Source organism: Enterobacter soli ATCC BAA-2102, from assembly GCF_001654845.1.
GTDB lineage: Bacteria > Pseudomonadota > Gammaproteobacteria > Enterobacterales > Enterobacteriaceae > Enterobacter > Enterobacter soli.
On sequence record NZ_LXES01000011.1, the window covers coordinates 50,704 to 72,638 of the forward strand.

19 protein-coding genes are annotated in these 21,935 nt (G+C 54.8%); 13 read left to right on the forward strand and 6 right to left on the reverse strand.

Features of this window, described 5'->3' with window-relative positions; genetic code table 11:
- Window positions 1-39 precede the first annotated feature (39 nt).
- Window positions 40-600 carry an ADP compounds hydrolase NudE gene (gene nudE / locus M987_RS03980; protein WP_014072109.1) on the reverse strand — a complete coding sequence of 187 codons (561 nt, stop codon included), beginning with the start codon at window positions 598-600 and terminating at the stop codon, window positions 40-42.
- 325 nt (window positions 601-925) lie between these two features.
- Here nudE and M987_RS03985 point away from each other — a divergent pair, with 325 nt between their 5' ends.
- From M987_RS03985 to pckA, 5 genes are all read left to right on the forward strand, one after another.
- Window positions 926-3,064, forward strand: a complete 2,139-nt coding sequence (locus tag M987_RS03985; protein ID WP_014072110.1) for an intracellular growth attenuator family protein — start codon at window positions 926-928, stop codon at window positions 3,062-3,064.
- Between the two features lie 65 nt (window positions 3,065-3,129).
- Window positions 3,130-3,813 (forward strand): GMP/IMP nucleotidase, encoded by a 684-nt coding sequence (gene yrfG, locus M987_RS03990; protein ID WP_014072111.1) that lies wholly within the window; start codon window positions 3,130-3,132, stop codon window positions 3,811-3,813.
- A complete protein-coding gene (gene hslR, locus M987_RS03995; protein WP_014072112.1) occupies window positions 3,810-4,211 on the forward strand; it encodes a ribosome-associated heat shock protein Hsp15 in 402 nt (133 codons plus the stop codon). The genes yrfG and hslR overlap by 4 nt, the downstream gene beginning before the upstream one ends.
- A 25-nt stretch (window positions 4,212-4,236) precedes the next feature.
- A complete protein-coding gene (gene hslO, locus M987_RS04000) occupies window positions 4,237-5,115 on the forward strand; it encodes an Hsp33 family molecular chaperone HslO (RefSeq protein ID WP_014072113.1) in 879 nt (292 codons plus the stop codon).
- A 392-nt stretch (window positions 5,116-5,507) separates the two neighbouring features.
- On the forward strand, window positions 5,508-7,124 hold the full coding sequence (gene pckA / locus M987_RS04005) for a phosphoenolpyruvate carboxykinase (ATP) (RefSeq protein WP_014072114.1): 1,617 nt from the start codon (window positions 5,508-5,510) through the stop codon (window positions 7,122-7,124).
- A gap of 86 nt (window positions 7,125-7,210) precedes the next feature.
- On the opposite strand, the gene envZ is transcribed toward pckA, so the two are convergent.
- Window positions 7,211-8,557 carry a two-component system sensor histidine kinase EnvZ gene (gene envZ, locus M987_RS04010; RefSeq protein ID WP_014072115.1) on the reverse strand — a complete coding sequence of 449 codons (1,347 nt, stop codon included), beginning with the start codon at window positions 8,555-8,557 and terminating at the stop codon, window positions 7,211-7,213.
- Window positions 8,554-9,273, reverse strand: a complete 720-nt coding sequence (gene ompR, locus M987_RS04015) for an osmolarity response regulator transcription factor OmpR (protein WP_001157751.1) — start codon at window positions 9,271-9,273, stop codon at window positions 8,554-8,556. Before ompR ends, envZ begins: the two co-directional genes overlap by 4 nt.
- 233 nt (window positions 9,274-9,506) lie before the next feature.
- Between ompR and greB the strand changes: the two genes are divergently transcribed.
- The 5 genes from greB to feoC all read left to right on the forward strand — a co-directional run bounded on the left by greB (window position 9,507) and on the right by feoC (window position 15,524).
- Window positions 9,507-9,980: a transcription elongation factor GreB gene (greB, locus tag M987_RS04020; RefSeq protein WP_014072116.1), complete on the forward strand. Its 474-nt coding sequence runs from the start codon at window positions 9,507-9,509 to the stop codon at window positions 9,978-9,980.
- Between the two features lie 87 nt (window positions 9,981-10,067).
- Window positions 10,068-12,398 (forward strand): Tex family protein, encoded by a 2,331-nt coding sequence (locus M987_RS04025; protein WP_014072117.1) that lies wholly within the window; start codon window positions 10,068-10,070, stop codon window positions 12,396-12,398.
- A gap of 301 nt (window positions 12,399-12,699) precedes the next feature.
- Window positions 12,700-12,927, forward strand: coding sequence for a ferrous iron transporter A (feoA, locus tag M987_RS04030; RefSeq protein ID WP_014072118.1), 228 nt, complete (start codon window positions 12,700-12,702; stop codon window positions 12,925-12,927).
- A 30-nt stretch (window positions 12,928-12,957) separates the two neighbouring features.
- A complete protein-coding gene (gene feoB / locus M987_RS04035; RefSeq protein WP_014072119.1) occupies window positions 12,958-15,276 on the forward strand; it encodes a Fe(2+) transporter permease subunit FeoB in 2,319 nt (772 codons plus the stop codon).
- Between the two features lie 11 nt (window positions 15,277-15,287).
- Window positions 15,288-15,524 (forward strand): [Fe-S]-dependent transcriptional repressor FeoC, encoded by a 237-nt coding sequence (gene feoC / locus M987_RS04040; protein ID WP_014072120.1) that lies wholly within the window; start codon window positions 15,288-15,290, stop codon window positions 15,522-15,524.
- 37 nt (window positions 15,525-15,561) lie between these two features.
- Here feoC and M987_RS04045 read toward each other — a convergent pair whose 3' ends face one another.
- Both M987_RS04045 and bioH read right to left on the reverse strand, forming a co-directional pair.
- Window positions 15,562-15,831, reverse strand: a complete 270-nt coding sequence (locus M987_RS04045; RefSeq protein WP_014072121.1) for a YdgH/BhsA/McbA-like domain containing protein — start codon at window positions 15,829-15,831, stop codon at window positions 15,562-15,564.
- A 112-nt stretch (window positions 15,832-15,943) separates the two neighbouring features.
- Window positions 15,944-16,717, reverse strand: a complete 774-nt coding sequence (gene bioH, locus M987_RS04050; RefSeq protein WP_014072122.1) for a pimeloyl-ACP methyl ester esterase BioH — start codon at window positions 16,715-16,717, stop codon at window positions 15,944-15,946.
- A gap of 36 nt (window positions 16,718-16,753) precedes the next feature.
- Between bioH and gntX the strand changes: the two genes are divergently transcribed.
- The 3 genes from gntX to gntT all read left to right on the forward strand — a co-directional run bounded on the left by gntX (window position 16,754) and on the right by gntT (window position 19,770).
- The gene (gene gntX, locus M987_RS04055) at window positions 16,754-17,437 is read left to right on the forward strand and encodes a DNA utilization protein GntX (protein ID WP_041162143.1); all 684 of its coding nucleotides are present in this window, start codon (window positions 16,754-16,756) and stop codon (window positions 17,435-17,437) included.
- 61 nt (window positions 17,438-17,498) lie between these two features.
- Window positions 17,499-18,074: a Fe-S biogenesis protein NfuA gene (gene nfuA / locus M987_RS04060; protein ID WP_014072124.1), complete on the forward strand. Its 576-nt coding sequence runs from the start codon at window positions 17,499-17,501 to the stop codon at window positions 18,072-18,074.
- Between the two features lie 379 nt (window positions 18,075-18,453).
- The gene (gene gntT, locus M987_RS04065) at window positions 18,454-19,770 is read left to right on the forward strand and encodes a gluconate transporter (RefSeq protein WP_014072125.1); all 1,317 of its coding nucleotides are present in this window, start codon (window positions 18,454-18,456) and stop codon (window positions 19,768-19,770) included.
- A gap of 80 nt (window positions 19,771-19,850) precedes the next feature.
- Here gntT and malQ read toward each other — a convergent pair whose 3' ends face one another.
- Window positions 19,851-21,935 carry a 4-alpha-glucanotransferase gene (malQ, locus tag M987_RS04070; RefSeq protein WP_014072126.1) on the reverse strand — a complete coding sequence of 695 codons (2,085 nt, stop codon included), beginning with the start codon at window positions 21,933-21,935 and terminating at the stop codon, window positions 19,851-19,853.

The following is a 21,935-nucleotide window of genomic DNA, read 5'->3' on the forward strand; positions in this document are numbered from 1 at the left end:
CGGGTATCACCCGGCCTTTTTTATGTCCTTTTTTATGAACTACAACCGCCCCTGCCCTTTCAGCCACTCACGCACCAGGAACAGCGCGCTCACGTTGCGGGCTTCGGTAAAATCAGGGTCTTCGAGTAAATCCAGAAGGTGTGCCAGCGGCCAACGCACCTGCGGCAGCGGCTCGGGTTCGTCACCTTCCAGTGATTCCGGGTAAAGGTCTTCTGCCACCACAATATTCATTTTGCTGGAGAAATAGGATGGCGCCATGCTGAGCTTTTTCAGGAACGACAGCTCCTTCGCGCCAAAACCGACCTCTTCTTTCAGCTCGCGGTTTGCCGCTTCAAACACGGTTTCGCCCGGGTCAATCAGCCCTTTAGAGAACCCAAGTTCGTAAGATTCTGTTCCCACTGCATATTCACGGATTAAAATCAGATGATCGTCGATGATGGGGATAATCATCACCGCTTCGCGCGCAGAGGGGCGCATACGTTCATAAACGCGACGCACACCGTTGCTGAACTCCAGGTCCACGCTTTCGACATTAAACAGGCGCGATTTGGCGACAGTTTCAACATTCAGAATGGTGGGTTTTTGTAATGGTTTGCTCATCTTGATGGGTCTTTGCTGTGAGAACTGGGTTTATTGTGCGATACGCCGCACGGTTTCGGCAATGTCAATCGTTCTTTATTTACATTTATGCAACCTAACGAGAATCAATCCTTATTTCAAATCAAAAGTCAAGAGGTTGAAATAAGTCCAGGAATTTGCTGATATCGCGCCATGGCAGGCTTTGCTATCATCATCGATCACTGGGATGCGCTTCAAAATGCTCAAGTTCGACTCCATACTTGCCGATAGCCAGCCACAGACTCTCATTCATTGTTAAAGGTGCTACTGACTACACCTGTAAGAAGATAAGTAAGATGGGGAAAGCATGAGCACCATTTTGATTTTTATCGCTGCTATGCTGGCCGGCGCTTTGATTGCAGGGTGGGTATACAGGCGTCGCATCCAGCGTCGATATCGGCTGCCATTTTTAACCGCATTTGCCGGTGCGAATACGCGTAAGCTCTCGCCGGAAGAACGCAGCGCCGCTGAAAGCTATCTGGAAACGCTTAATCGCTCGCAGCTGACGCCCGGGCCAACGGGGGCCAGTGCAGCGCCCGTATCGCTCAGTCTTAACGGACAGAGTGATACCGTTATCTGCGTAACGCGCTCAATCACCCGCTACGGTATCACCACCGACGATCCCAACAAATGGCGTTACTATCTCGATTCCGTTGAAGTTCATCTGCCCCCTTTCTGGGAGCAATACATCAATGATGAAAACAGCGTTGAGCTTATCCATACCGACTCCTTGCCGCTGGTCATCGCCCTTAACGGCCATACCCTTAGCGAATACGTTCAGGAAGCGCCGCGCTTTGCGCTGGAACGCGCCAGTTCAACCCAGGCGTCTATTCGCGGTGAAGAGACAGAGCAAATTGAGCTGCTCAACATTCGTCAGGAGACGCATGAAGAGTTCGCCCTGAGCCGCCCGGATGGCATCCGGGAAGCGGTGCTTATCGTTGCCTCTTTCCTGCTGTTCTTCATCTGCCTGCTGACGCCGGACGTGTTCGTTCCGTGGCTGGCGGGCAGTGCGGTGCTACTGCTGGCGGCGGGTCTGTGGGGGCTGTTTGCGCCTCCGGCCAAAACCACCTTACGCGAAATTCATTGCCTGCGCGGCACGCCAAAACGCTGGGGATTGTTCGGTGAGAATGATCAGGAACACCTCAACAACATCTCGCTTGGCATTATCGACCTTATCTATCCGCGCCACTGGCAGCCGTGGATTGCCCAGGATTTAGGGCATAAAACCGATATCGATATCTATCTCGATCGCCATGTCGTGCGTCAGGGGCGGTATTTGTCCTTGCATGACGAGGTGAAGAACTTCCCGCTTCAGCACTGGCTGCGGAGTACCGTTATCGCGGGCGGTGCCGCGGCGGTGCTTATGATGCTGATTTTCTTCGTACCACTCGATATGCCCATCAAATTTACCCTGTCGTGGATTAAAGGGGCGCAAACTGTGGAAGCCACCAGCGTAAATCAGCTGGAAGAAGCCGGTGTGCGGGTGGGCGATACGCTGCGGCTGAAAGGAACCGGGATGTGTAATATTCATACCCCGGGCGCCTGGAATACGCGGCAAAACTCACCGTTTACCCCGTTTGATTGCTCGCAAATCATCTGGAACGATGCCGCTCCGCTGCCGCTACCGGAATCCGATGTGGTAGGCAAAGCAACGGCGCTCACCCAGACGGTAAGCCGTCAGCTGCATCCGAAAGCAGATGATGATTCACGCGTCAGCCCTGCGCTGCGTTCTGCCATTCAGAAATCCGGCATGGTGTTGCTGGATGACTTTGGCGAAATCGTGATGAAAACACAGGATTTATGCTCCGCGGCCGATGATTGTGTGCGCCTTAAAAATGCACTCGTGAATCTCGGCAACAGTAAAGACTGGGAATCGCTGGTGAAACGTGCCGAAGCGGGCCGACTGGACGGCGTGAACGTTCTGCTGCGCCCGGTTAGTGCTGAATCACTGGATAACCTGGTGGCAACCTCTACCGCGCCGTTCGTCATTCGTGAAACGGCCCGTGCCGCACAGTCACTGAATAGCCCGGCACCTGGGGGGTTCCTGATTGTCAGCGACGAAGGCAGCGACCTGGTCGATCAGCCGTACCCGCAAATCACGCTCTACGACTATCCTGCCCAGGAGCAATGGGGTGAATTTCAGCGCCTGGCACAGATGCTGATGCAGACGCCATTCAGCGCCGAGGGGATCGTGACGGGGATCTTTACCGATGCCAACGGCACGCGCCATATCGACCTGCACAGGATGCCGGACAGCGCCGGTCTGTGGCGTTATGTTGGAACATCCCTGCTGATGATAGCGATGCTGGTGTGTATTTTCTGGAACGGTTTTATGGCCGTACGCCGCTATCAGCGTTCACGCACGCGTCTGGCTGAAATCCAGCAATACTACGAAAATTGCCTCAATCCCAAACTCATCCCTGCCCCTGAGAGCCTGATCGGATAACGTCACTGCGCGACAAGTTGTGCTACCCTGTCGCGCACGTAACTTCTGGCTGGAGAGTTCCCCTTATGCATCTTGATATCGCCTGGCAGGACGTTGATACCGTCCTGCTGGATATGGACGGCACGCTGCTCGATCTCGCCTTTGATAACTATTTCTGGCAAAAACTGGTGCCGGAAACCTATGGTCAGCAGCAGGGCATCTCCCCGGCGGAAGCACAGGAATTCATTCGTTCGCAATATAGCGCCGTGCAGCATACGCTAAACTGGTATTGTCTGGACTACTGGAGCGAGCGCCTCGGTCTGGATATTTGTGCCATGACCACCGCCCAGGGCCCGCGTGCCGTGCTGCGTGAAGACACCGTGCCCTTCCTGGATGCGCTAAAAGCGAGCGGCAAGCGCCGTATTTTGCTGACTAATGCGCACCCACATAATCTGGCCGTGAAGCTGGAACATACCGGTCTTGCTTCACACCTTGATTTATTACTTTCCACCCACACATTTGGTTATCCGAAAGAGGATCAACGGTTGTGGCACGCGGTTGCAGAAGAGACAGGTTTGCAGCCTGAAAGAACCCTGTTCATTGATGACAGTGAACCGATTCTGGATTCAGCCGCCACGTTTGGCATTCGCTACTGCCTGGGCGTGACCAATCCTGATTCTGGCCTGGCTGAAAAAAGCTATCTGCGCCATCCGGGGCTGAACGACTATCGCCGGATGATCCCCTCACTGACCGTGAAGGAGTCGCCATGAAAGAAAAACCCTCTGAAGGGGTGAGACTGGATAAATGGCTGTGGGCGGCCCGTTTTTATAAAACCCGCGCACTTGCCCGAGAGATGATTGACGGCGGCAAAGTGCATTACAACGGCCAGCGCGGAAAACCGAGCAAGCTGGTTGAGCTGAATGCCACCTTAACGCTGCGTCAGGGCAACGATGAGCGAACGGTAGTGATCAAAGCCATTACCGAACAGCGCAGGCCCGCAACCGAAGCCGTTTTGCTCTATGAAGAAACGGTAGAGAGCATCGAGAAACGCGAAAAGACGGCGCTGGCACGCAAAATGAATGCGCTGACCATGCCGCACCCGGATCGACGCCCGGATAAAAAAGAGCGCCGTGAACTGATGAAATTTAAACACGGTGAGAACGAGTAACCCCTCACCTGCACGAGAGACTATTATGGCCCAACACGACCAATTACACCGCTATCTGTTTGAACAATTTGCCGTTCGCGGCGAGCTGGTGACCGTATCCGAAACCTGGAAACAGATTCTGGAAAACCACAACTACCCGCTGCCGGTAAAAACCCTGTTGGGCGAACTGCTGGTTGCCACCAGCCTGCTGACCGCGACGCTGAAATTCGCCGGCGATATCACCGTGCAGTTGCAGGGCGATGGCCCAATGACGCTGGCGGTGATCAACGGCAATAACCAGCAGCAGATGCGTGGGGTTGCGCGCGTTCAGGGCGAGGTACCGGAAGGTGCTGACCTGAAAACACTGGTCGGCAATGGCTATCTGGTTATCACTATTTCCCCGGAAGAAGGTGAGCGTTATCAGGGTGTTGTTGGCCTGGAAGGCGACACACTGGCGGCATGTCTGGAAGATTACTTCATGCGCTCCGAACAGCTGCCAACCCGTCTGTTCATCCGCACCGGTGAAGTAGACGGCCAGCCTGCGGCGGGCGGGATGCTGTTACAGGTTCTGCCAGCGCAGGACGCACAGACTAACGATTTCGAACACCTGGCAACGCTGACGGAAACCGTCAAGGCAGAAGAGCTGTTCAACCTGTCTGCCACCGATGTGCTGTGGCGCCTGTATCACGAAGAAGAAGTGACGGTTTACGATCCACAGTCTGTGGAGTTCAAGTGCACCTGTTCCCGTGAGCGTTGCGCGGGCGCGCTGAAAACTCTGCCGGATGAAGAGATCGACAGCATCATGGCCGAAGACGGTGAAATTGATATGCACTGTGACTACTGCGGTACGCACTACGTGTTCAATTCAATGGATATCGCCGAGATCCGCAACAACGCCTCTCCGGCGGATCCGCAGGTTCACTGATCCTCTTACCCCTCACCCTGACCCTCTCCCCAAAGGGGAGAGGGAACTTGAACACCCTCTCCCCTTTGGGGAGAGGGCTGGGTGAGGGGCTAAAATCCCCCCATAAGCTGAATCGTTTTTAACAATGTAACCCTTACGTAATTTTCCTACATGTATGCGATTACATTCACATTCCTTCCGTTAAAATCACCAGCGTTTAACCTTTTCAGAACATTTTCCCCAACAAAAAACCGATTCCTGCGATAATCCGCCTGCCCTGTGACTGGAGTCGCAGCGTTTTCCGTTAGCAAGGGTTTTGTCCAGATACGTAAATCTATGAGCCCCGTCGCGGTTAACAAACACAGAAAAACCCTACAATTTCAGGCAGTACATATTGGCTAAGGAGCAGTGATATGCGTGTTACTGGTTTAACCCCGCAAGATCTCAAGGCTTATGGTATTCACGACGTCCAGGAAGTCGTCTACAACCCCGATTACGATACGCTGTATCAGGAAGAGCTCAATCCAGCACTGGAAGGATACGAGCGAGGTGTGTTGACAAACCTTGGTGCTATCGCCGTCGATACCGGTATTTTTACCGGTCGTTCGCCGAAAGATAAGTATATCGTCCGCGACGAAACCACCCGCGATACGCTGTGGTGGGCAGATAAAGGCAAAGGGAAGAACGACAACAAACCGCTCTCCCCTGAAACCTGGCAGCATCTGAAAGGGCTCGTCACCCATCAACTCTCCGGCAAGCGTCTGTTCATTATCGATGCCTTCTGTGGCGCTAACGCCGACACCCGTCTTTCCGTCCGTTTTATCACTGAAGTGGCCTGGCAGGCGCATTTCGTGAAAAACATGTTTATTCGTCCAACCGACGAAGAATTACAGGATTTCACCCCGGATTTCATCGTGATGAACGGTGCGAAATGCACTAACCCGCAGTGGAAAGAACAAGGCCTGAATTCAGAGAACTTCATTGCCTTCAACCTGACCGAGCGTATCCAGCTGATTGGCGGTACCTGGTACGGCGGTGAGATGAAGAAAGGGATGTTCTCGGTGATGAACTATCTTCTGCCATTGCAGGGCATTGCATCCATGCACTGTTCCGCGAACGTTGGCGAGAAAGGTGATGTGGCCGTGTTCTTTGGCCTGTCAGGTACCGGGAAAACCACGCTTTCCACCGATCCGAAACGTCGCCTGATTGGCGATGATGAACACGGCTGGGATGACGATGGCGTGTTTAACTTCGAAGGCGGCTGCTACGCCAAGACGATTCGTTTGTCTGAGGAAGCCGAACCGGACATTTACCACGCCATCCGTCGCGATGCGTTGCTGGAAAACGTCACCGTGCGTGCCGATGGCACCATCGATTTCGACGATGCATCCAAAACCGAAAATACCCGTGTCTCCTACCCAATCAACCACATCGAAAACATTGTGAAGCCGGTGTCGAAAGCGGGTCATGCTACGAAGGTTATTTTCCTGACTGCGGATGCGTTCGGCGTGTTGCCTCCAGTGTCTCGCCTGACCGCCAGCCAGACGCAGTACCACTTCCTCTCAGGGTTTACGGCTAAACTGGCCGGTACTGAGCGCGGTGTGACGGAGCCAACGCCAACCTTCTCCGCCTGCTTTGGCGCAGCGTTCCTGTCACTGCACCCAACGCAATACGCTGAAGTGCTGGTGAAACGTATGCAGGCATCCGGCGCGCAGGCGTATCTGGTTAACACTGGCTGGAACGGCACGGGCAAACGTATCTCTATCAAAGATACTCGCGCCATTATCGATGCGATCCTGGATGGCTCTCTGGATGACGCTGAAACCTTCACCCTGCCGATGTTTGATCTGGCGATCCCAACGGAACTGCCGGGCGTGGATACGCATATCCTTGACCCGCGTAATACCTACGGTTCACCAGAACAATGGCGTGAGAAAGCGGAATCGCTGGCGAAGCTGTTTATTGAGAACTTTGAGAAGTATACCGATACCCCAGCAGGGGCTGCGCTGGTGAGTGCGGGACCAAGGTAAAAGTAAAAAGGCAACATAAGTTGCCTTTTTTAATGTTTTCTCCCTCTCCCCGTGGGAGAGGGCCGGGGTGAGGGCATCAGACCGCACTAACCCTCTTTCACCTGCCCCCGCGTGACCGGTACCGGCAACCATGCACGAATACTCAAACCGCCCCGCTCGCTGGTTCCAATCTCCAGCAAACCGTTATGGTTATCGATAATACGCTGCACAATCGCCAGACCTAAGCCCGTTCCGCTGGTGCTGCGCGCGCTATCGCCTCGCACAAACGGCTGGAACAGATGCTTACGCTGCTCAGGCTTAATGCCAGGGCCGTCATCCTCAACCTGGAACCAGGCGCGGTTGAGCTCTGAGCCACTGCTGACCTTGATCCAGCCATTCCCGTAACGCGCCGCATTGACCACCATATTGGCGACAGCGCGTTTGATGGAGAGCGGATGCATTCGTACCTGAATCTCACCCACCTGAAGGTCAGTATCAATTTCACGCTCGTAGCCGCTTTCCGCCGCCACCACTTCACCCAGCACCGCATTCAGATCCGCCATTTCCATCGGCATCTCCTGCCCGGTGCGAAGGTAATCAATGAACTGCTCGATGATGGCATTACACTCTTCGATGTCTTTGTTAATAGACTCCGCGAGATAACCATCCTCTTCGCCCATCATCTCGGTAGCCAGACGAATACGCGTCAGCGGGGTGCGCAGATCATGACTGACACCCGCCATCAGCAGCGTACGATCATCCGCCAGCTGTTTCACGCCAGCCGCCATATGGTTGAAGGCGCGCGTAACCGAACGCACTTCCGATGCGCCATATTCACGCAGCGGCGGTGGAATAATCCCTTTACCGACCTGAAGCGCCGCGTGCTCCAGGTCGACCAGTGGTCGGTTTTGTATGCGGATGAACAGCCACGCGCCCCCTATCGCCAGCAGCATGATGGCCAGGGTATAGCGGAACAGTGGCGAGAAATCGCCCTGATGGATTTCGGTCAGCGGGACTCGCACCCAGATATTGGGTGAGAGCCAGGTTTTCAACCAGACAACCGGCGAGCTTTTGTTGACCTCAACGCGGACTTCCGTTGGGCCACCCAGCTGCTGCGCCATCTGTTGACTCAGGAATTCGTAGTGTTGCGCCCAGCGCAGGCCTGCATCTTCCGCCGCTTCATTGGAATAGAGCGAAATACCCAGCTCGCGGTAAATCTCACGACGAAACGCCGGAGGAACCACCAGCTGTGTGCCATCCTCCAGTTGCAGTTTATCGGTCATCAGCATACGCACTTCGTACGCCAGGACCTTATTAAACTGCTGGAGGCTGGGCAGGATCGCAAAGTTCAGCACCACCAGGTAGGTCGTCACCAGGCTGACGAACAGCAAGGTGACGATCAGTAACAGCGTGCGGGCAAATGAACTTCGCGGCGAGAAGCGCATTCGCCTCATGCTTTAGAGCCGTCCGGCACGAACACGTAGCCCAGACCCCAGACGGTCTGAATATAACGAGGATGCGCCGGATCTTCTTCCACCATGCGGCGCAGACGAGAAATCTGCACGTCGATAGAGCGTTCCATCGCGGAGTATTCACGCCCACGCGCCAGGTTCATCAGTTTGTCACGGGACAGCGGCTCACGCGGATGGCTGACCAGCGCTTTCAGGACCGCGAACTCGCCGCTGGTGAGAGGCATTGGCTCATCTTCACGGAACATCTCACGCGTACCGAGATTCAGTTTAAACTTACCGAACGCGATAACCGCTTCTTCCTGAGACGGCGCACCAGGCAGTTCGTTCGCCTGACGGCGCAGCACAGCGCGAATACGCGCCAGCAGTTCACGCGGGTTAAACGGTTTTGGAATGTAGTCGTCGGCACCGATTTCCAGGCCCACGATACGGTCAACCTCTTCACCTTTCGCCGTCACCATAATGATCGGCATTGGGTTGCTCTGGCTACGCAGACGGCGGCAGATGGAAAGCCCATCTTCGCCAGGCAGCATCAGGTCGAGAACCATCAGGTGAAAAGATTCACGGGTCAGCAGACGGTCCATTTGTTCAGCGTTCGCGACGCTACGAACCTGGAAGCCCTGCTCGGTCAGATAACGTTCCAGCAGCGCGCGCAGGCGCATGTCGTCATCCACGACCAGAATTTTGTAGTTCTCTTGCATTATGTGTACTCCCAAAGGTTCGGATAGTCTTTGTAACAGCGTATTCTAAAAAAGTGCACGTGTTCGACCAGCTAATTCTGGTATAAATTCTAGTCGAAATTGTTACAAAGCATATTTAACAGCAGCTTATCTGCACATTTCATCACATAAATCATTATTAACGCTGTCTGTTAATATATTTGATACGTAATGTGCGCAACGTCTGCAATGAAGTCGAGTCTGAAGGTCACACCATGAAAACGCCCCTGATCACCCGCGAAGGGTACGAAAAACTCAAAAAAGAGATGGATTACCTGTGGCGAGAAGAGCGCCCGGAAGTGACCAAAAAAGTCACCTGGGCGGCAAGCCTTGGCGATCGCAGCGAAAATGCTGACTACCAGTACAACAAAAAACGCCTGCGTGAGATAGACCGTCGGGTACGTTACCTGACCAAATGCCTTGAGAACCTCAAAATCGTCGATTACTCCCCGCAACAGGAGGGCAAAGTGTTCTTCGGCGCATGGGTTGAAATTGAAAATGATGACGGCAATACCCTGCGTTTTCGCATTGTCGGCTACGATGAAATTTTTGGTCGTAAGGATTACATCTCGATCGACTCGCCAATGGCCCGCGCGCTGCTGAAAAAGGAAGTGGGCGATTTGGCCGTTGTGCAGACACCTGCCGGCGAAGCCAGCTGGTACGTGAATGAGATTGAGTACGTTAAATAGTCCGAGAGCGCCCTCCACGGCTGGCATTTTGCCGTGTCAGCCCGTATAACTATCCCCTGATTTTTCGACTCAACAGATGATAAAGCCATGATGAATGATTCGCTCTGCCGCATTATTGCGGGTGATATTCAGGCCAGAGCTGAACAGGTAGAAGCTGCCGTTCGCCTGCTTGATGAAGGGAACACCGTGCCGTTTATTGCACGTTATCGTAAGGAAGTCACTGGCGGTCTGGATGATACTCAGCTGCGTAATCTGGAAACCCGCCTGGGTTATCTGCGCGAGCTGGAAGACCGGCGTCAGGCGATCCTCAAATCCATTGGCGAACAAGGCAAGCTGACCAGCGACCTGGAAAAAGCCATTAACGGCACGCTGAGCAAAACCGAATTAGAAGATCTCTATCTGCCGTATAAACCGAAACGCCGCACGCGCGGGCAGATTGCGATTGAAGCCGGTCTGGAGCCGCTGGCCGAGCTGCTGTGGAACACCCCATCCCACGACCCGGAAACCGAAGCCGCCAAATTTATCGACGCCGACAAAGGCGTGGCGGACACCAAAGCTACTCTTGATGGCGCGCGTTATATCCTGATGGAGCGCTTCGCCGAAGACGCCGCGCTGCTCTCTAAAGTACGTGACTATCTGTGGAAAAACGCGCACCTGGTGTCAACCGTGGTGAGCGGTAAAGAGGAAGAAGGCGCGAAGTTCCGCGACTATTTCGATCACCACGAGCCGATTTCAACCACACCTTCTCACCGTGCGCTGGCGATGTTCCGTGGCCGCAACGAAGGTGTGTTGCAGCTTTCCCTGAATGCCGATCCGCAGTTCGATGAGCCGCCAAAAGAGAGCCACTGCGAGCAGATCATTATCGATCACCTCGGCCTGCGTCTGAACAACGCCCCGGCGGATAGCTGGCGTAAAGGCGTGGTGAGCTGGACGTGGCGTATCAAGGTGCTGATGCACCTCGAAACCGAGCTAATGGGTACCGTGCGCGAGCGCGCCGAAGACGAAGCGATTAACGTATTTGCCCGTAACCTGCACGACCTGCTGATGGCCGCACCTGCTGGCCTGCGCGCCACCATGGGCCTCGATCCGGGCCTGCGTACCGGCGTGAAAGTGGCGGTGGTTGACGGAACCGGCAAACTGGTGGCTACCGACACCATTTACCCACACACCGGCCAGGCTGCGAAAGCGGCTGTCGCGGTTGCGGCACTGTGCGAGAAGTACAACGTTGAACTGGTTGCTATCGGTAACGGGACCGCATCCCGTGAAACCGAGCGTTTCTACCTCGACGTGCAGAAACAGTTCCCGAAAGTCACTGCCCAGAAGGTGATCGTCAGTGAAGCGGGTGCGTCTGTTTACTCCGCATCTGAACTGGCAGCTCAGGAATTCCCGGATCTGGACGTTTCCCTGCGCGGCGCTGTTTCTATTGCCCGCCGCCTGCAAGACCCGCTGGCGGAGCTGGTGAAGATCGACCCGAAATCCATCGGTGTGGGCCAGTACCAGCACGATGTCAGCCAGACGCAGCTGGCGCGCAAGCTGGATGCGGTCGTGGAAGACTGCGTTAACGCCGTCGGTGTAGATCTGAATACCGCCTCCGTTCCCCTGCTGACCCGCGTGGCGGGCTTAACTCGTATGATGGCGCAGAACATCGTCGCCTGGCGTGACGAGAACGGTCAGTTCCAGAACCGTCAGCAGCTGCTGAAAGTCAGCCGTCTGGGGCCGAAAGCGTTTGAGCAATGCGCGGGCTTCCTGCGCATCAACCACGGCGATAACCCGCTGGACGCCTCAACCGTGCACCCGGAAGCCTATCCGGTGGTCGAGCGCATTCTGGCTGCCACTCAACAGGCGCTGAAAGAGTTGATGGGTGACAACAGCGCCCTGCGCAACCTGAAAGCGGCTGATTTCACCGACGAACAGTTCGGTGTACCGACGGTGACCGACATCATCAAAGAGCTGGAAAAACCTGGCCGCGATCCGCGTCCTGAGTTTAAAACCGCGACCTTTGCTGAAGGCGTCGAAACCATGAACGACCTGCTGCCGGGCATGGTACTGGAAGGTGCGGTCACTAACGTCACCAACTTTGGTGCGTTTGTTGATATCGGCGTGCATCAGGATGGCCTGGTCCATATCTCTTCGCTGGCCGATAAGTTCGTTGAAGATCCACACACCGTGGTCAAAGCGGGCGATATCGTGAAAGTGAAAGTGCTGGAAGTTGACCTGCAACGTAAGCGTATTGCCCTGACCATGCGTCTGGACGAGCAACCGGGTGAAACCAATGCGCGCCGTGGCAACGGCGGGGGCGCTCGCGAACAGCAGCGTCCTGCGGCCAAAGCCGCAAAACCACGTGGCCGTGATTCTCAGCCTGCGGGTAACAGCGCCATGATGGATGCGCTGGCAGCCGCAATGGGCAAGAAAAAGTAACGTCGTTAATTCCCTCACCCTCTCTTTTTGAGAGCGTGAGGGAAAATTAATTAGCCTGCAAAATAATGGCTAATATGAAACCGATTGCATATCCGTATTTAAACCAACCCTCATCAGTTTATTAACAAATATGTTAATTCTGCGTGACACCCAATTGCATTAAATATTGCGCCAGGTCAATTCCCCTTCAAATTAATACCCGCGTTAGCATCCCGTCACATTTTATGTATTGATGATAAAAACAATTCTCATTACCATCGTATTGTTGATTATTTAACCTTTCCTTCTTTAAGTAGGCACTATGCAATTTACTCCCGACAGTGCATGGAAAATTACCGGCTTCACCCGTGAAATTAGCCCGGCTTATCGGCAAAAACTGCTGTCATTAGGCATGTTACCTGGCTCGTCATTCCAGGTCGTGCGCGTGGCCCCGCTGGGTGATCCTGTTCATATCGAAACCCGACGCGTAAACCTGGTTCTGCGTAAAAAAGACCTCGCATTAATCGAAGTCGAAGCTATTTCCCGATAACAAGCCAGCGGTTTCAGTGAGTCTAATGCAATGAAAAAATTAACTATTGGCTTAATTGGCAATCCTAATTCCGGCAAGACAACCTTATTTAACCAGTTAACTGGCGCTCGTCAGCGTGTGGGAAATTGGGCGGGTGTCACCGTTGAACGAAAAGAAGGTCAGTTTTCCACAACGGACCATCAGGTCACGCTGGTTGATCTGCCCGGAACCTATTCATTAACCACTATCTCGTCGCAAACCTCGCTCGATGAGCAGATTGCCTGCCACTATATTTTGAGCGGCGATGCGGATTTATTAATTAACGTGGTGGATGCCTCCAATCTGGAGCGCAACCTGTATCTGACGCTGCAACTGCTTGAGCTGGGTATTCCGTGCATTGTGGCGCTGAATATGCTCGACATCGCGGAAAAGCAACACCTGCGCATTGATGTCGATGCGCTCTCTGCCCGTCTGGGTTGCCCGGTTGTGCCGCTGGTCTCCACCCGCGCGCGTGGCATAGATGCCCTGAAACTGGCGATCGACCGCCATGTGGGGAACACCAGCGTTGAGCTGGTTCACTATGCCCAACCGCTGCTTCGCGAAGCCAGCCTGCTGGCGCAGGAAATGGAACAACACATGCCCGCTAAACAGCGCATGTGGCTCGGCCTGCAAATGCTGGAAGGGGATATCTATAGCCGCGCCTACTCAGGCAACGCCGCCGATAAACTTGATGTTTCACTGGCGCGTCTTAACGACGAGCTAGACGATCCCGCGCTACACATTGCGGACGCCCGCTATCAGGCCATTGCCGCCATTTGTGATGTCGTGAGTAACGCCCTGACCGCAGAACCAAGCAAATTCACCGCCGCAGTCGACAAAATCGTCATTAACCGCTTCCTCGGCCTGCCGGTGTTCTTGCTGGTGATGTACCTGATGTTCCTGCTGGCTATCAACATCGGGGGCGCGCTTCAGCCCATTTTTGATGCTGGCTCGGTGGCAATATTTGTCCATGGTATTCAGTGGATTGGATACACCCTGCACTTCCCTGAATGGCTGACCATTTTCCTTGCCCAGGGGCTTGGTGGCGGTATCAACACCGTTCTGCCACTGGTTCCGCAAATCGGCATGATGTACCTGTTCCTCTCCTTCCTTGAGGATTCCGGCTACATGGCACGTGCGGCCTTCGTGATGGACCGCCTGATGCAGGCGCTGGGTCTGCCGGGGAAATCCTTTGTGCCGCTGATTGTCGGTTTCGGCTGTAACGTGCCATCGGTCATGGGCGCTCGCACCCTGGATGCACCGCGTGAACGCCTGATGACCATCATGATGGCGCCATTTATGTCCTGCGGCGCGCGTCTGGCTATTTTCGCGGTCTTTGCCGCCGCCTTCTTTGGCCAGCAAGGTGCGCTGGCAGTGTTCTCGCTGTATGTGCTGGGCATCGTTATGGCTATCCTCACAGGGCTGATGCTCAAACACACCATCATGCGTGGTGAAGCCTCGCCGTTTGTGATGGAGCTGCCGGTGTATCACGTTCCTCATCTGAAAAGCCTGATTATTCAGACCTGGCAACGTCTGAAAGGCTTTGTACTGCGCGCCGGTAAAGTGATTGTCATCGTCAGCATCTTCCTGAGCGCGCTGAACAGCTTCACGCTGAGCGGCCAGGCGGCGGATAACATCAACGACTCTGCCCTTGCCTCCGTCAGCCGCGTCATCACGCCGGTCTTCAAGCCGATTGGTGTGCATGAAGATAACTGGCAGGCGACCGTCGGCCTGTTCACCGGCGCGATGGCAAAAGAGGTCGTGGTCGGTACGCTGAACACGCTCTACACCGCAGAGAACATTCAGGAACAAGAGTTCAACCCTGCTGAATTTAGCCTGGGCAACGAACTGCTCGGTGCCGCAGAAGAAACCTGGCAGAGCCTGAAAGACACCTTCAGCCTGAGCGTGCTGGCGAACCCAATCGAAGCCAGTAAAGGCGATGGCGAAATGGCGACCGGTGCGATGGGTGTGATGAGCGAGAAATTTGGCAGCGCATCAGCGGCCTACAGCTACCTGATCTTCGTGCTGCTCTATATTCCGTGCATCTCGGTGATGGGGGCCATTGCCCGCGAGTCCAGCCGTGGCTGGATGGGCTTCTCCGTATTGTGGGGGCTGAACATCGCTTATTCGCTGTCGACGATTTTCTATCAGACCGTCAACTTCAGCCAGCATCCACGCTACAGCCTGGTCTGTATCCTGGCGGTTATTTTGTTCAACGTGATCGTTCTGGGCCTGCTGCGCCGGGCGCGCAGTCGTGTCGACATCAACCTGCTGGCTACGCGCAAAACTGCCGCTAACTGCTGCAACAGCCCGGCGGGCGACTGTCACTAAGGAGAATCACCATGGCATCGTTGATTCAGGTTCGTGATTTACTGGCGCTGCAAGGGCGTATGGAGGCAAAGCAGTTGAGCCTCAGCCTGCATACGCCGCAACCGATGATCGATGCCATGCTTGAAAGACTGGAAGCGATGGGGAAAGCCATACGTATTCAGGAAGATGCGGATGGGTGTTTATCCGGCAGTTGCAAAAGCTGCCCGGAAGGCAAAGCCTGTCTCAGGGAGTGGTGGACGCTTCGTTAATAATGCCGGGCAAGCAGAGCGCTTCCCGGCGTTTTTATTACTTATACACGTCCGCGGTGGCGCGCACGTTTTTGGTTTGTTTTTCTGCACTGGTCACAACGTAGTACGTCCCGCCCAGCTCATCTGCCTTTTTAGACAACTCTTTTCTCGCGTCCATTGGCGCGGTGGTGTCAGAGGTTGTGATCTCACCAATTTTGGTCAGATTCATCCCAGCAAGCTTATCTTTTTCCAGCTCTTTCGCTGCAAAAACGCCAAATGACAGTGACCCAATAACCAGAGAAGTGACAATACCTGTAACAAGTTTCATAGCCATGACTCTCCATAGGATTGTTGTTTTGATTATCGTAGGCAGTTCGACCGCAACGATATGATGAGTATTGTTGCGGTGCGTAACTTTTGCCAGGATGGATAGAAAATAATCAGTTTAAACGTTGACTTAACGCAACGAGAGCGGAACAAAACTCAGCGGGGTGTGAGATAAACGGCGCGTGCGCGGCTTTCGCCACCACATGTGATTCGCTTTGCGGCCACAGCGTATCCAGCAACGGAACCACTTTACGTGGCACCAGCCCGTCCAGATAACCGTAGATCCGCAGATGTGGCAGGGCAAGCGTTGCCAGCGGCTCACGCAGATCGACCGTTTTTAAAATCTCCAGCCCACCATTCAGGACTTCAACATCCGGCATCGGCAGTGACAACACGGTATTTTTCAGCGTACGGGCGTCCTGTCGGGCCGTTTCAGTGCCCATGGTTTGCAGCGCCAGGAAGCGTTCCACCGTCCGCTGAAAATCTTCACTCAGTTGCTGCTGGAACCCGGCCAGCACGTCAGGCTTAATGCCCGGCCACGCGTCGCGCGCGCTAAAGCACGGCGAAGAGGCCACCGTCACCAGTGCCTGCACGCGTTCCGGGTGGGTCAGCGCAATCTGGCTTGCCACCAGCCCACCCAGACTCCAGCCGAGCCAGATGGCGTTTTGCGGCGCCGCATCCAGAACGTGCTGCGCCATCTCATCCAGCGACATCGCTTGATAGCCGTGGCTGCGGCCAAACCCCGGAAGATCCACCAGGTGCAGCGTAAAATGCGAGGCCAGTTCCGCACTTACGCAATGCCATACTTCGGCGTTCAGTCCCCATCCGTGCAGCAGCACAAGATGGCAATTTCCCGTCCCTACGGTCTGCCACCACAGAGTCTTCATCAGTTACTGTTCTCTTTTTTCACAAGGAGGTTGCACATGCTAACAGTGCCTGGCTTGTGCTGGCTATGCCGAATGCCACTTGCCCTGAGCCGATGGGGGATTTGCTCTGTGTGTACGCGCGCGCTGATGCGCCCTGCCTGCGGGTGTCCACAGTGCGGTTTACCTGCCACAAACCCGAACATCCCTTGCGGGCGTTGCCTGCAAAAGCCACCGCCGTGGAGTGCATTAGTGGCGGTGACGGATTACGTCCCACCTCTGAGTGGGCTGGTTCACCAGTTTAAATTTTCTCGTCAGAGCACCCTGGCCATCCCGCTCGCCCGTGTGTTGCTCCTGGCGATTTTACAGGCGCGCCGCCGCCGCGATTTGCCACGCGTCGACTGCATCGTGAATGTGCCGCTGCACGCCCGTCGGCACTGGCGGCGCGGCTATAACCAGAGTGACCTGCTCTGCCGGCCGCTCGCTCACTGGCTGGGTTGTCGCTACCCTGCGTCTGCACTTAAACGCATCCACGCCACCGCAATACAACACCGGTTGAATGCACGGCTGCGCAAAAAGAACCTTAAAAATGCCTTTCGCCTTGAATTCGCGGTGAAAGGCCTCCATATCGCGATTGTGGATGATGTCGTCACTACGGGCAGTACCGTTGCTGAACTTTCCCGACTGCTTTTGCGAAGCGGTGCCGCGTCTGTTCAGGTATGGTGTCTGTGCCGTACCTTGTAGCCCTTCTTCAATGGGCGTATTATTATACCCAGGTAATTTAGTCAACTATTAGGCCAAAGCTATGATCCGTATTTCCGATTCTGCACAAGCGCACTTTGCCAAACTGCTGGCAAATCAGGAAGAAGGGACGCAGATCCGCGTGTTTGTGATCAATCCAGGCACTCCGAATGCAGAATGTGGTGTCTCTTATTGTCCGCCGGACGCTGTGGAAGCAACTGACACTGCCCTTAAATTTGAACAGCTCACCGCCTACGTAGATGAGCTGAGCGCGCCGTATCTTGATGATGCGGAAATCGACTTCGTCACAGACCAACTGGGCTCTCAGCTGACCCTGAAAGCACCAAACGCGAAAATGCGTAAAGTGTCTGACGATGCGCCACTAATGGAGCGCGTTGAGTATCTGCTGCAATCCCAGATTAATCCTCAGCTGGCAGGCCATGGCGGCCGTGTTTCGCTGATGGAAATCACTGAAGATGGTCTGGCGATCCTTCAGTTTGGCGGCGGCTGTAACGGCTGTTCAATGGTCGATGTGACCCTGAAAGAAGGGATCGAGAAGCAGTTGCTGAACGAGTTCCCTGAACTGAAAGGCGTGCGCGACCTGACCGAACACCAGCGCGGCGAGCACTCTTACTACTAAGTGCCCGTCTTGCCCGGTGGCGCTGCGCTTACCGGGCCTACAAAACAGTGCGGTCTGATGCCCTCACCCCGGCCCTCTCCCACGGGAGAGGGTGAAAACATTAAAAACGGTAACCTCATGGTTACCGTTTTGCGTTTACCTCCAGATGTTGACCTGCGTCCCATATTTTAAATTTTGCCCTCCAGGGTGATTCTCAATCACATCATGTTACCCGTATCATTCTCGTGGGCACTAAGCACCCTCATAACAGCCGACTAAACTTAATAGTTTCACAGGCATCAGTATTAGTGCCGTTAACGCTCTGTTCCCAGTTGGGACAATCGGAACTTGTCGTTGAAACAATGACGTTACCCATAACAATTCAAAGGCCAGGTAAATCATGCCATTAGTCATCGTCGCTATCGGTGTAGTCTTATTACTGCTCTTGATGATCCGCTTCAAAATGAACGGATTTATCGCTCTGGTTCTGGTGGCACTTGCAGTCGGTCTGATGCAAGGGATGCCGCTGGTGAAAGTCATCAGCTCCATTAAAGCCGGTGTCGGTGGTACGCTCGGCAGCCTGGCGCTGATCATGGGCTTCGGCGCCATGCTCGGTAAAATGCTGGCGGATTGTGGTGGTGCGCAGCGTATTGCGACCACGCTTATCGCCAAATTCGGTAAGAAAAATATTCAGTGGGCAGTGGTATTAACCGGTTTTACCGTCGGTTTCGCGCTGTTCTATGAAGTCGGCTTCGTGCTGATGCTGCCACTGGTGTTCACCATCGCCGCGGCGGCAAACATTCCTCTGCTGTTCGTCGGTGTGCCAATGGCTGCGGCGCTGTCCGTAACGCACGGCTTCCTGCCGCCGCACCCGGGCCCAACCGCTATCGCGACCATTTTCCATGCCGATATGGGTAAAACCCTGCTGTTCGGTACGATTCTGGCGATCCCAACCGTGATTCTGGCAGGCCCGGTATTTGCGCGCTTCCTGAAAGGCATTGATAAGCCAATCCCGGAAGGTCTGTACAGCGCGAAAACCTTCACTGAAGAAGAGATGCCAGGCTTTGGCGTCAGCGTCTGGACCTCTCTGGTGCCGGTGATTCTGATGGCGATGCGTGCTGTCGCAGAGATGATCCTGCCAAAAGGTCACGCGTTCCTGTCCGTTGCCGAATTCCTGGGTGACCCGGTTATGGCGACGCTGATTGCGGTACTGATTGCGATGTTCACCTTCGGTCTGAACCGTGGGCGTTCAATGGATCAGATCAACGACACGCTGACCTCTTCCATCAAAATTATTGCCATGATGCTCCTGATCATCGGCGGTGGCGGTGCGTTCAAGCAGGTTCTGGTCGACAGTGGCGTGGATAAATACATCGCAGCAATGATGCATGAAACCAACGTCTCTCCGCTGTTTATGGCCTGGTCTATCGCTGCGGTTCTGCGTATCGCGTTGGGCTCTGCAACCGTCGCGGCAATCACTGCCGGTGGTATCGTGGCACCGTTGATTGCAACCACTGGCGTCAGCCCGGAGCTGATGGTGATTGCGGTGGGTTCCGGTAGCGTGATTTTCTCTCACGTAAACGATCCAGGCTTCTGGCTGTTCAAGGAGTACTTCAACCTGACTATCGGTGAAACCATCAAGTCCTGGTCAATGCTGGAAACCATTATTTCCGTCTGCGGCCTGGTTGGGGTTCTGCTGTTGAATATGGTTGTCTGATGCCATAAGTCGGGTGGCGGCTTCGCCTTACCCGACCTACTCAGACTAATGTAAAAAAACCCGCCACTGGCGGGTTTTTTTCACTTCTTCGCAGCTGCTTTTCGCCGCTTATCCAAATCCTTAATCAGCTTGTTCACCCCATCATCGGCAAACATCTTCTCAAGCGATACGGACAACTTACGACGCCAGTTCTTGTACTGATAGCTGGTGCCCGGAATGTTCACCGGCTCAGGCATGTCTATCCAGTCCTCCGGCTGCAACCCCAGCAAAGCACTGTTGCTGTCGGCAATATAACGCTGCATCCCGCGGTTAAGCGTCGGCGTCATCGCCATCAGTGAAGCCTTATGCCCCGCCCGTTTTGGCAGGCAACCGTGCTTGTGCAATGCATCCAGCAGACCCTGTTTCGCCAGCTCACGATCCTGATACAACCCGCGTAACACCTCTTCGTCCGGGTACAGACCCAGCGTTTTCCCGAGCGTCAAATCACCGCTTTCCCAATAACCACGCAGCGTAGGAAGGTCATGCGTTGTCGCGACAGCCATTGACTGTTCCGGGTACGCTTTCGGCGCACGGAAGGTTTTCTCATGGTCGTTTTCAAAATAGAGCACTTTGTAGGAATAGACGCCGCTATCACGCAGCTTGCTGACAATCTCAACCGGCACGGTACCGAGATCTTCGCCGATCACCATGCACTGATGACGTTTACTCTCCAGCGCCAGGATCGACAGCAGATCGTCCACCGGATACTGAACATAGGCCCCGTGATCGGCCGTTTCGCCATACGGGATCCACCACAGACGCAGCACGGACATCACGTGGTCAATACGCAGCGCACCACAGTTCTGCATGTTAGCGCGCAGCAGGTCGATAAACGGCTCGTAAGCCCGCGCGGCCATCACGTGCGGATCCATCGGCGGCAATCCCCAATTCTGGCCAAGCGGGCCAAGAATATCCGGTGGTGCACCCACAGAGGCTTTCAGGCAGTAAAGTTCGCGGTCACACCAGGTTTCCGCCCCGCCCTCTGCCACGCCTACCGCCAGGTCGCGGTAGAGACCGATAGGCATCTTGTAGCCCTGGCTTACCTGCCAGCAGGCCGCGAACTGGCTGTACGCCAGCCATTGCAGCCACAGGAAGAAATCCACTTCATCAGCCTGTTTTTTGCAAAAGGCTTTCACTTCAGGCGTGTCGACGGTCTGGTACGCTTCCGGCCATACCGGCCAGCCCCAGCGCATTTCGTCTTCTTTTACCTGATAAGCATGTAAGGCATCAAACGCCGCCTGCCAGTAAAGGCTCTCACCTTCCTGGGTCACAAACTGACGGAAAGCGGCCATCTGTTCGTCATCGCGCTTCGCAAAGCCTTTCCACGCCAGACGCAGTGCCGCCATTTTCAGGGCGGTGACGGTCGCGTAATCCACCCAGTCAGCGTTGCGCGCCTGTTTCAGTGCCTGCTGAGTGGTGCTCAGCGACCACCACTCCTGCGCCTCTTTGCTGTTTTTGAAATCATCTAACGCGTTAACGTCGATGTAAATCACGTTCAGCCAGCGGCGAGACGATGGGCTGTACGGGCTGGCACTCTCCGGGTTTGCCGGATAAAGAGCGTGGATCGGGTTGAGGCCGATAAACGCGCCGCCACGTTCACCCACGTCCGCCAGCATCTTTTTCAGATCGCCAAAATCACCGATACCCCAGTTGCTGTCGGAACGCAGCGTGTAGAGCTGCACGCAGGCTCCCCACAGTTTCTTGCCTTCCAGCAGCGCCTGTGGCTCATAGCAACGTTTTGGCGCGACGATCACCCGGCAGTGAAAACGCTGGTCGTCCTGGGTGAGCGTTAATGTGTGGTAGCCCTCCGGCAGCTTCGCCGGAAGGTTAAGAGCCTTGCCTCCAGTGGCATGGCCTTTATGCTGATGCCCCTCTTCGGTGGTGAGCAGCCAGCTAAACTCGCCGCGACCTTCCACCGCCAGCGGCATCTTTTTGCCTGCGGTAAAGACCTTTACATTCGGCACCGGGACAACCGACGCTTTCGCGTCGGATTTGGTTTTGTGCATGGCATCCAGCAGACGTCTTTTGGTGTCCGCACCAATAGATTGCGGTTTGCCGTGAGCATTGATGTAACTGAGGCTGATCCCCGCCGCCTGCGCGGCACTGTCCAGACGTTTGCTATCCAT

Bases quoted from the DNA above. Each gene is read 5' to 3' on its own strand.
- gntT (WP_014072125.1), top strand. From the start codon at position 18,454: ATGCCATTAGTCATCGTCGCTATCGGTGTAGTCTTATTACTGCTCTTG.
- hslR (WP_014072112.1), top strand. From the start codon at position 3,810: ATGAAAGAAAAACCCTCTGAAGGGGTGAGACTGGATAAATGGCTGTGG.
- feoB (WP_014072119.1), top strand. From the start codon at position 12,958: ATGAAAAAATTAACTATTGGCTTAATTGGCAATCCTAATTCCGGCAAG.
- bioH (WP_014072122.1), bottom strand. From the start codon at position 16,717: ATGAAGACTCTGTGGTGGCAGACCGTAGGGACGGGAAATTGCCATCTT.
- M987_RS03985 (WP_014072110.1), top strand. From the start codon at position 926: ATGAGCACCATTTTGATTTTTATCGCTGCTATGCTGGCCGGCGCTTTG.
- nfuA (WP_014072124.1), top strand. From the start codon at position 17,499: ATGATCCGTATTTCCGATTCTGCACAAGCGCACTTTGCCAAACTGCTG.
- malQ (WP_014072126.1), bottom strand. From the start codon at position 21,935: ATGGATAGCAAACGTCTGGACAGTGCCGCGCAGGCGGCGGGGATCAGC.
- yrfG (WP_014072111.1), top strand. From the start codon at position 3,130: ATGCATCTTGATATCGCCTGGCAGGACGTTGATACCGTCCTGCTGGAT.
- ompR (WP_001157751.1), bottom strand. From the start codon at position 9,273: ATGCAAGAGAACTACAAAATTCTGGTCGTGGATGACGACATGCGCCTG.
- feoC (WP_014072120.1), top strand. From the start codon at position 15,288: ATGGCATCGTTGATTCAGGTTCGTGATTTACTGGCGCTGCAAGGGCGT.
- feoA (WP_014072118.1), top strand. From the start codon at position 12,700: ATGCAATTTACTCCCGACAGTGCATGGAAAATTACCGGCTTCACCCGT.
- hslO (WP_014072113.1), top strand. From the start codon at position 4,237: ATGGCCCAACACGACCAATTACACCGCTATCTGTTTGAACAATTTGCC.
- M987_RS04045 (WP_014072121.1), bottom strand. From the start codon at position 15,831: ATGAAACTTGTTACAGGTATTGTCACTTCTCTGGTTATTGGGTCACTG.
- nudE (WP_014072109.1), bottom strand. From the start codon at position 600: ATGAGCAAACCATTACAAAAACCCACCATTCTGAATGTTGAAACTGTC.
- pckA (WP_014072114.1), top strand. From the start codon at position 5,508: ATGCGTGTTACTGGTTTAACCCCGCAAGATCTCAAGGCTTATGGTATT.
- greB (WP_014072116.1), top strand. From the start codon at position 9,507: ATGAAAACGCCCCTGATCACCCGCGAAGGGTACGAAAAACTCAAAAAA.
- gntX (WP_041162143.1), top strand. From the start codon at position 16,754: ATGCTAACAGTGCCTGGCTTGTGCTGGCTATGCCGAATGCCACTTGCC.
- envZ (WP_014072115.1), bottom strand. From the start codon at position 8,557: ATGAGGCGAATGCGCTTCTCGCCGCGAAGTTCATTTGCCCGCACGCTG.
- M987_RS04025 (WP_014072117.1), top strand. From the start codon at position 10,068: ATGATGAATGATTCGCTCTGCCGCATTATTGCGGGTGATATTCAGGCC.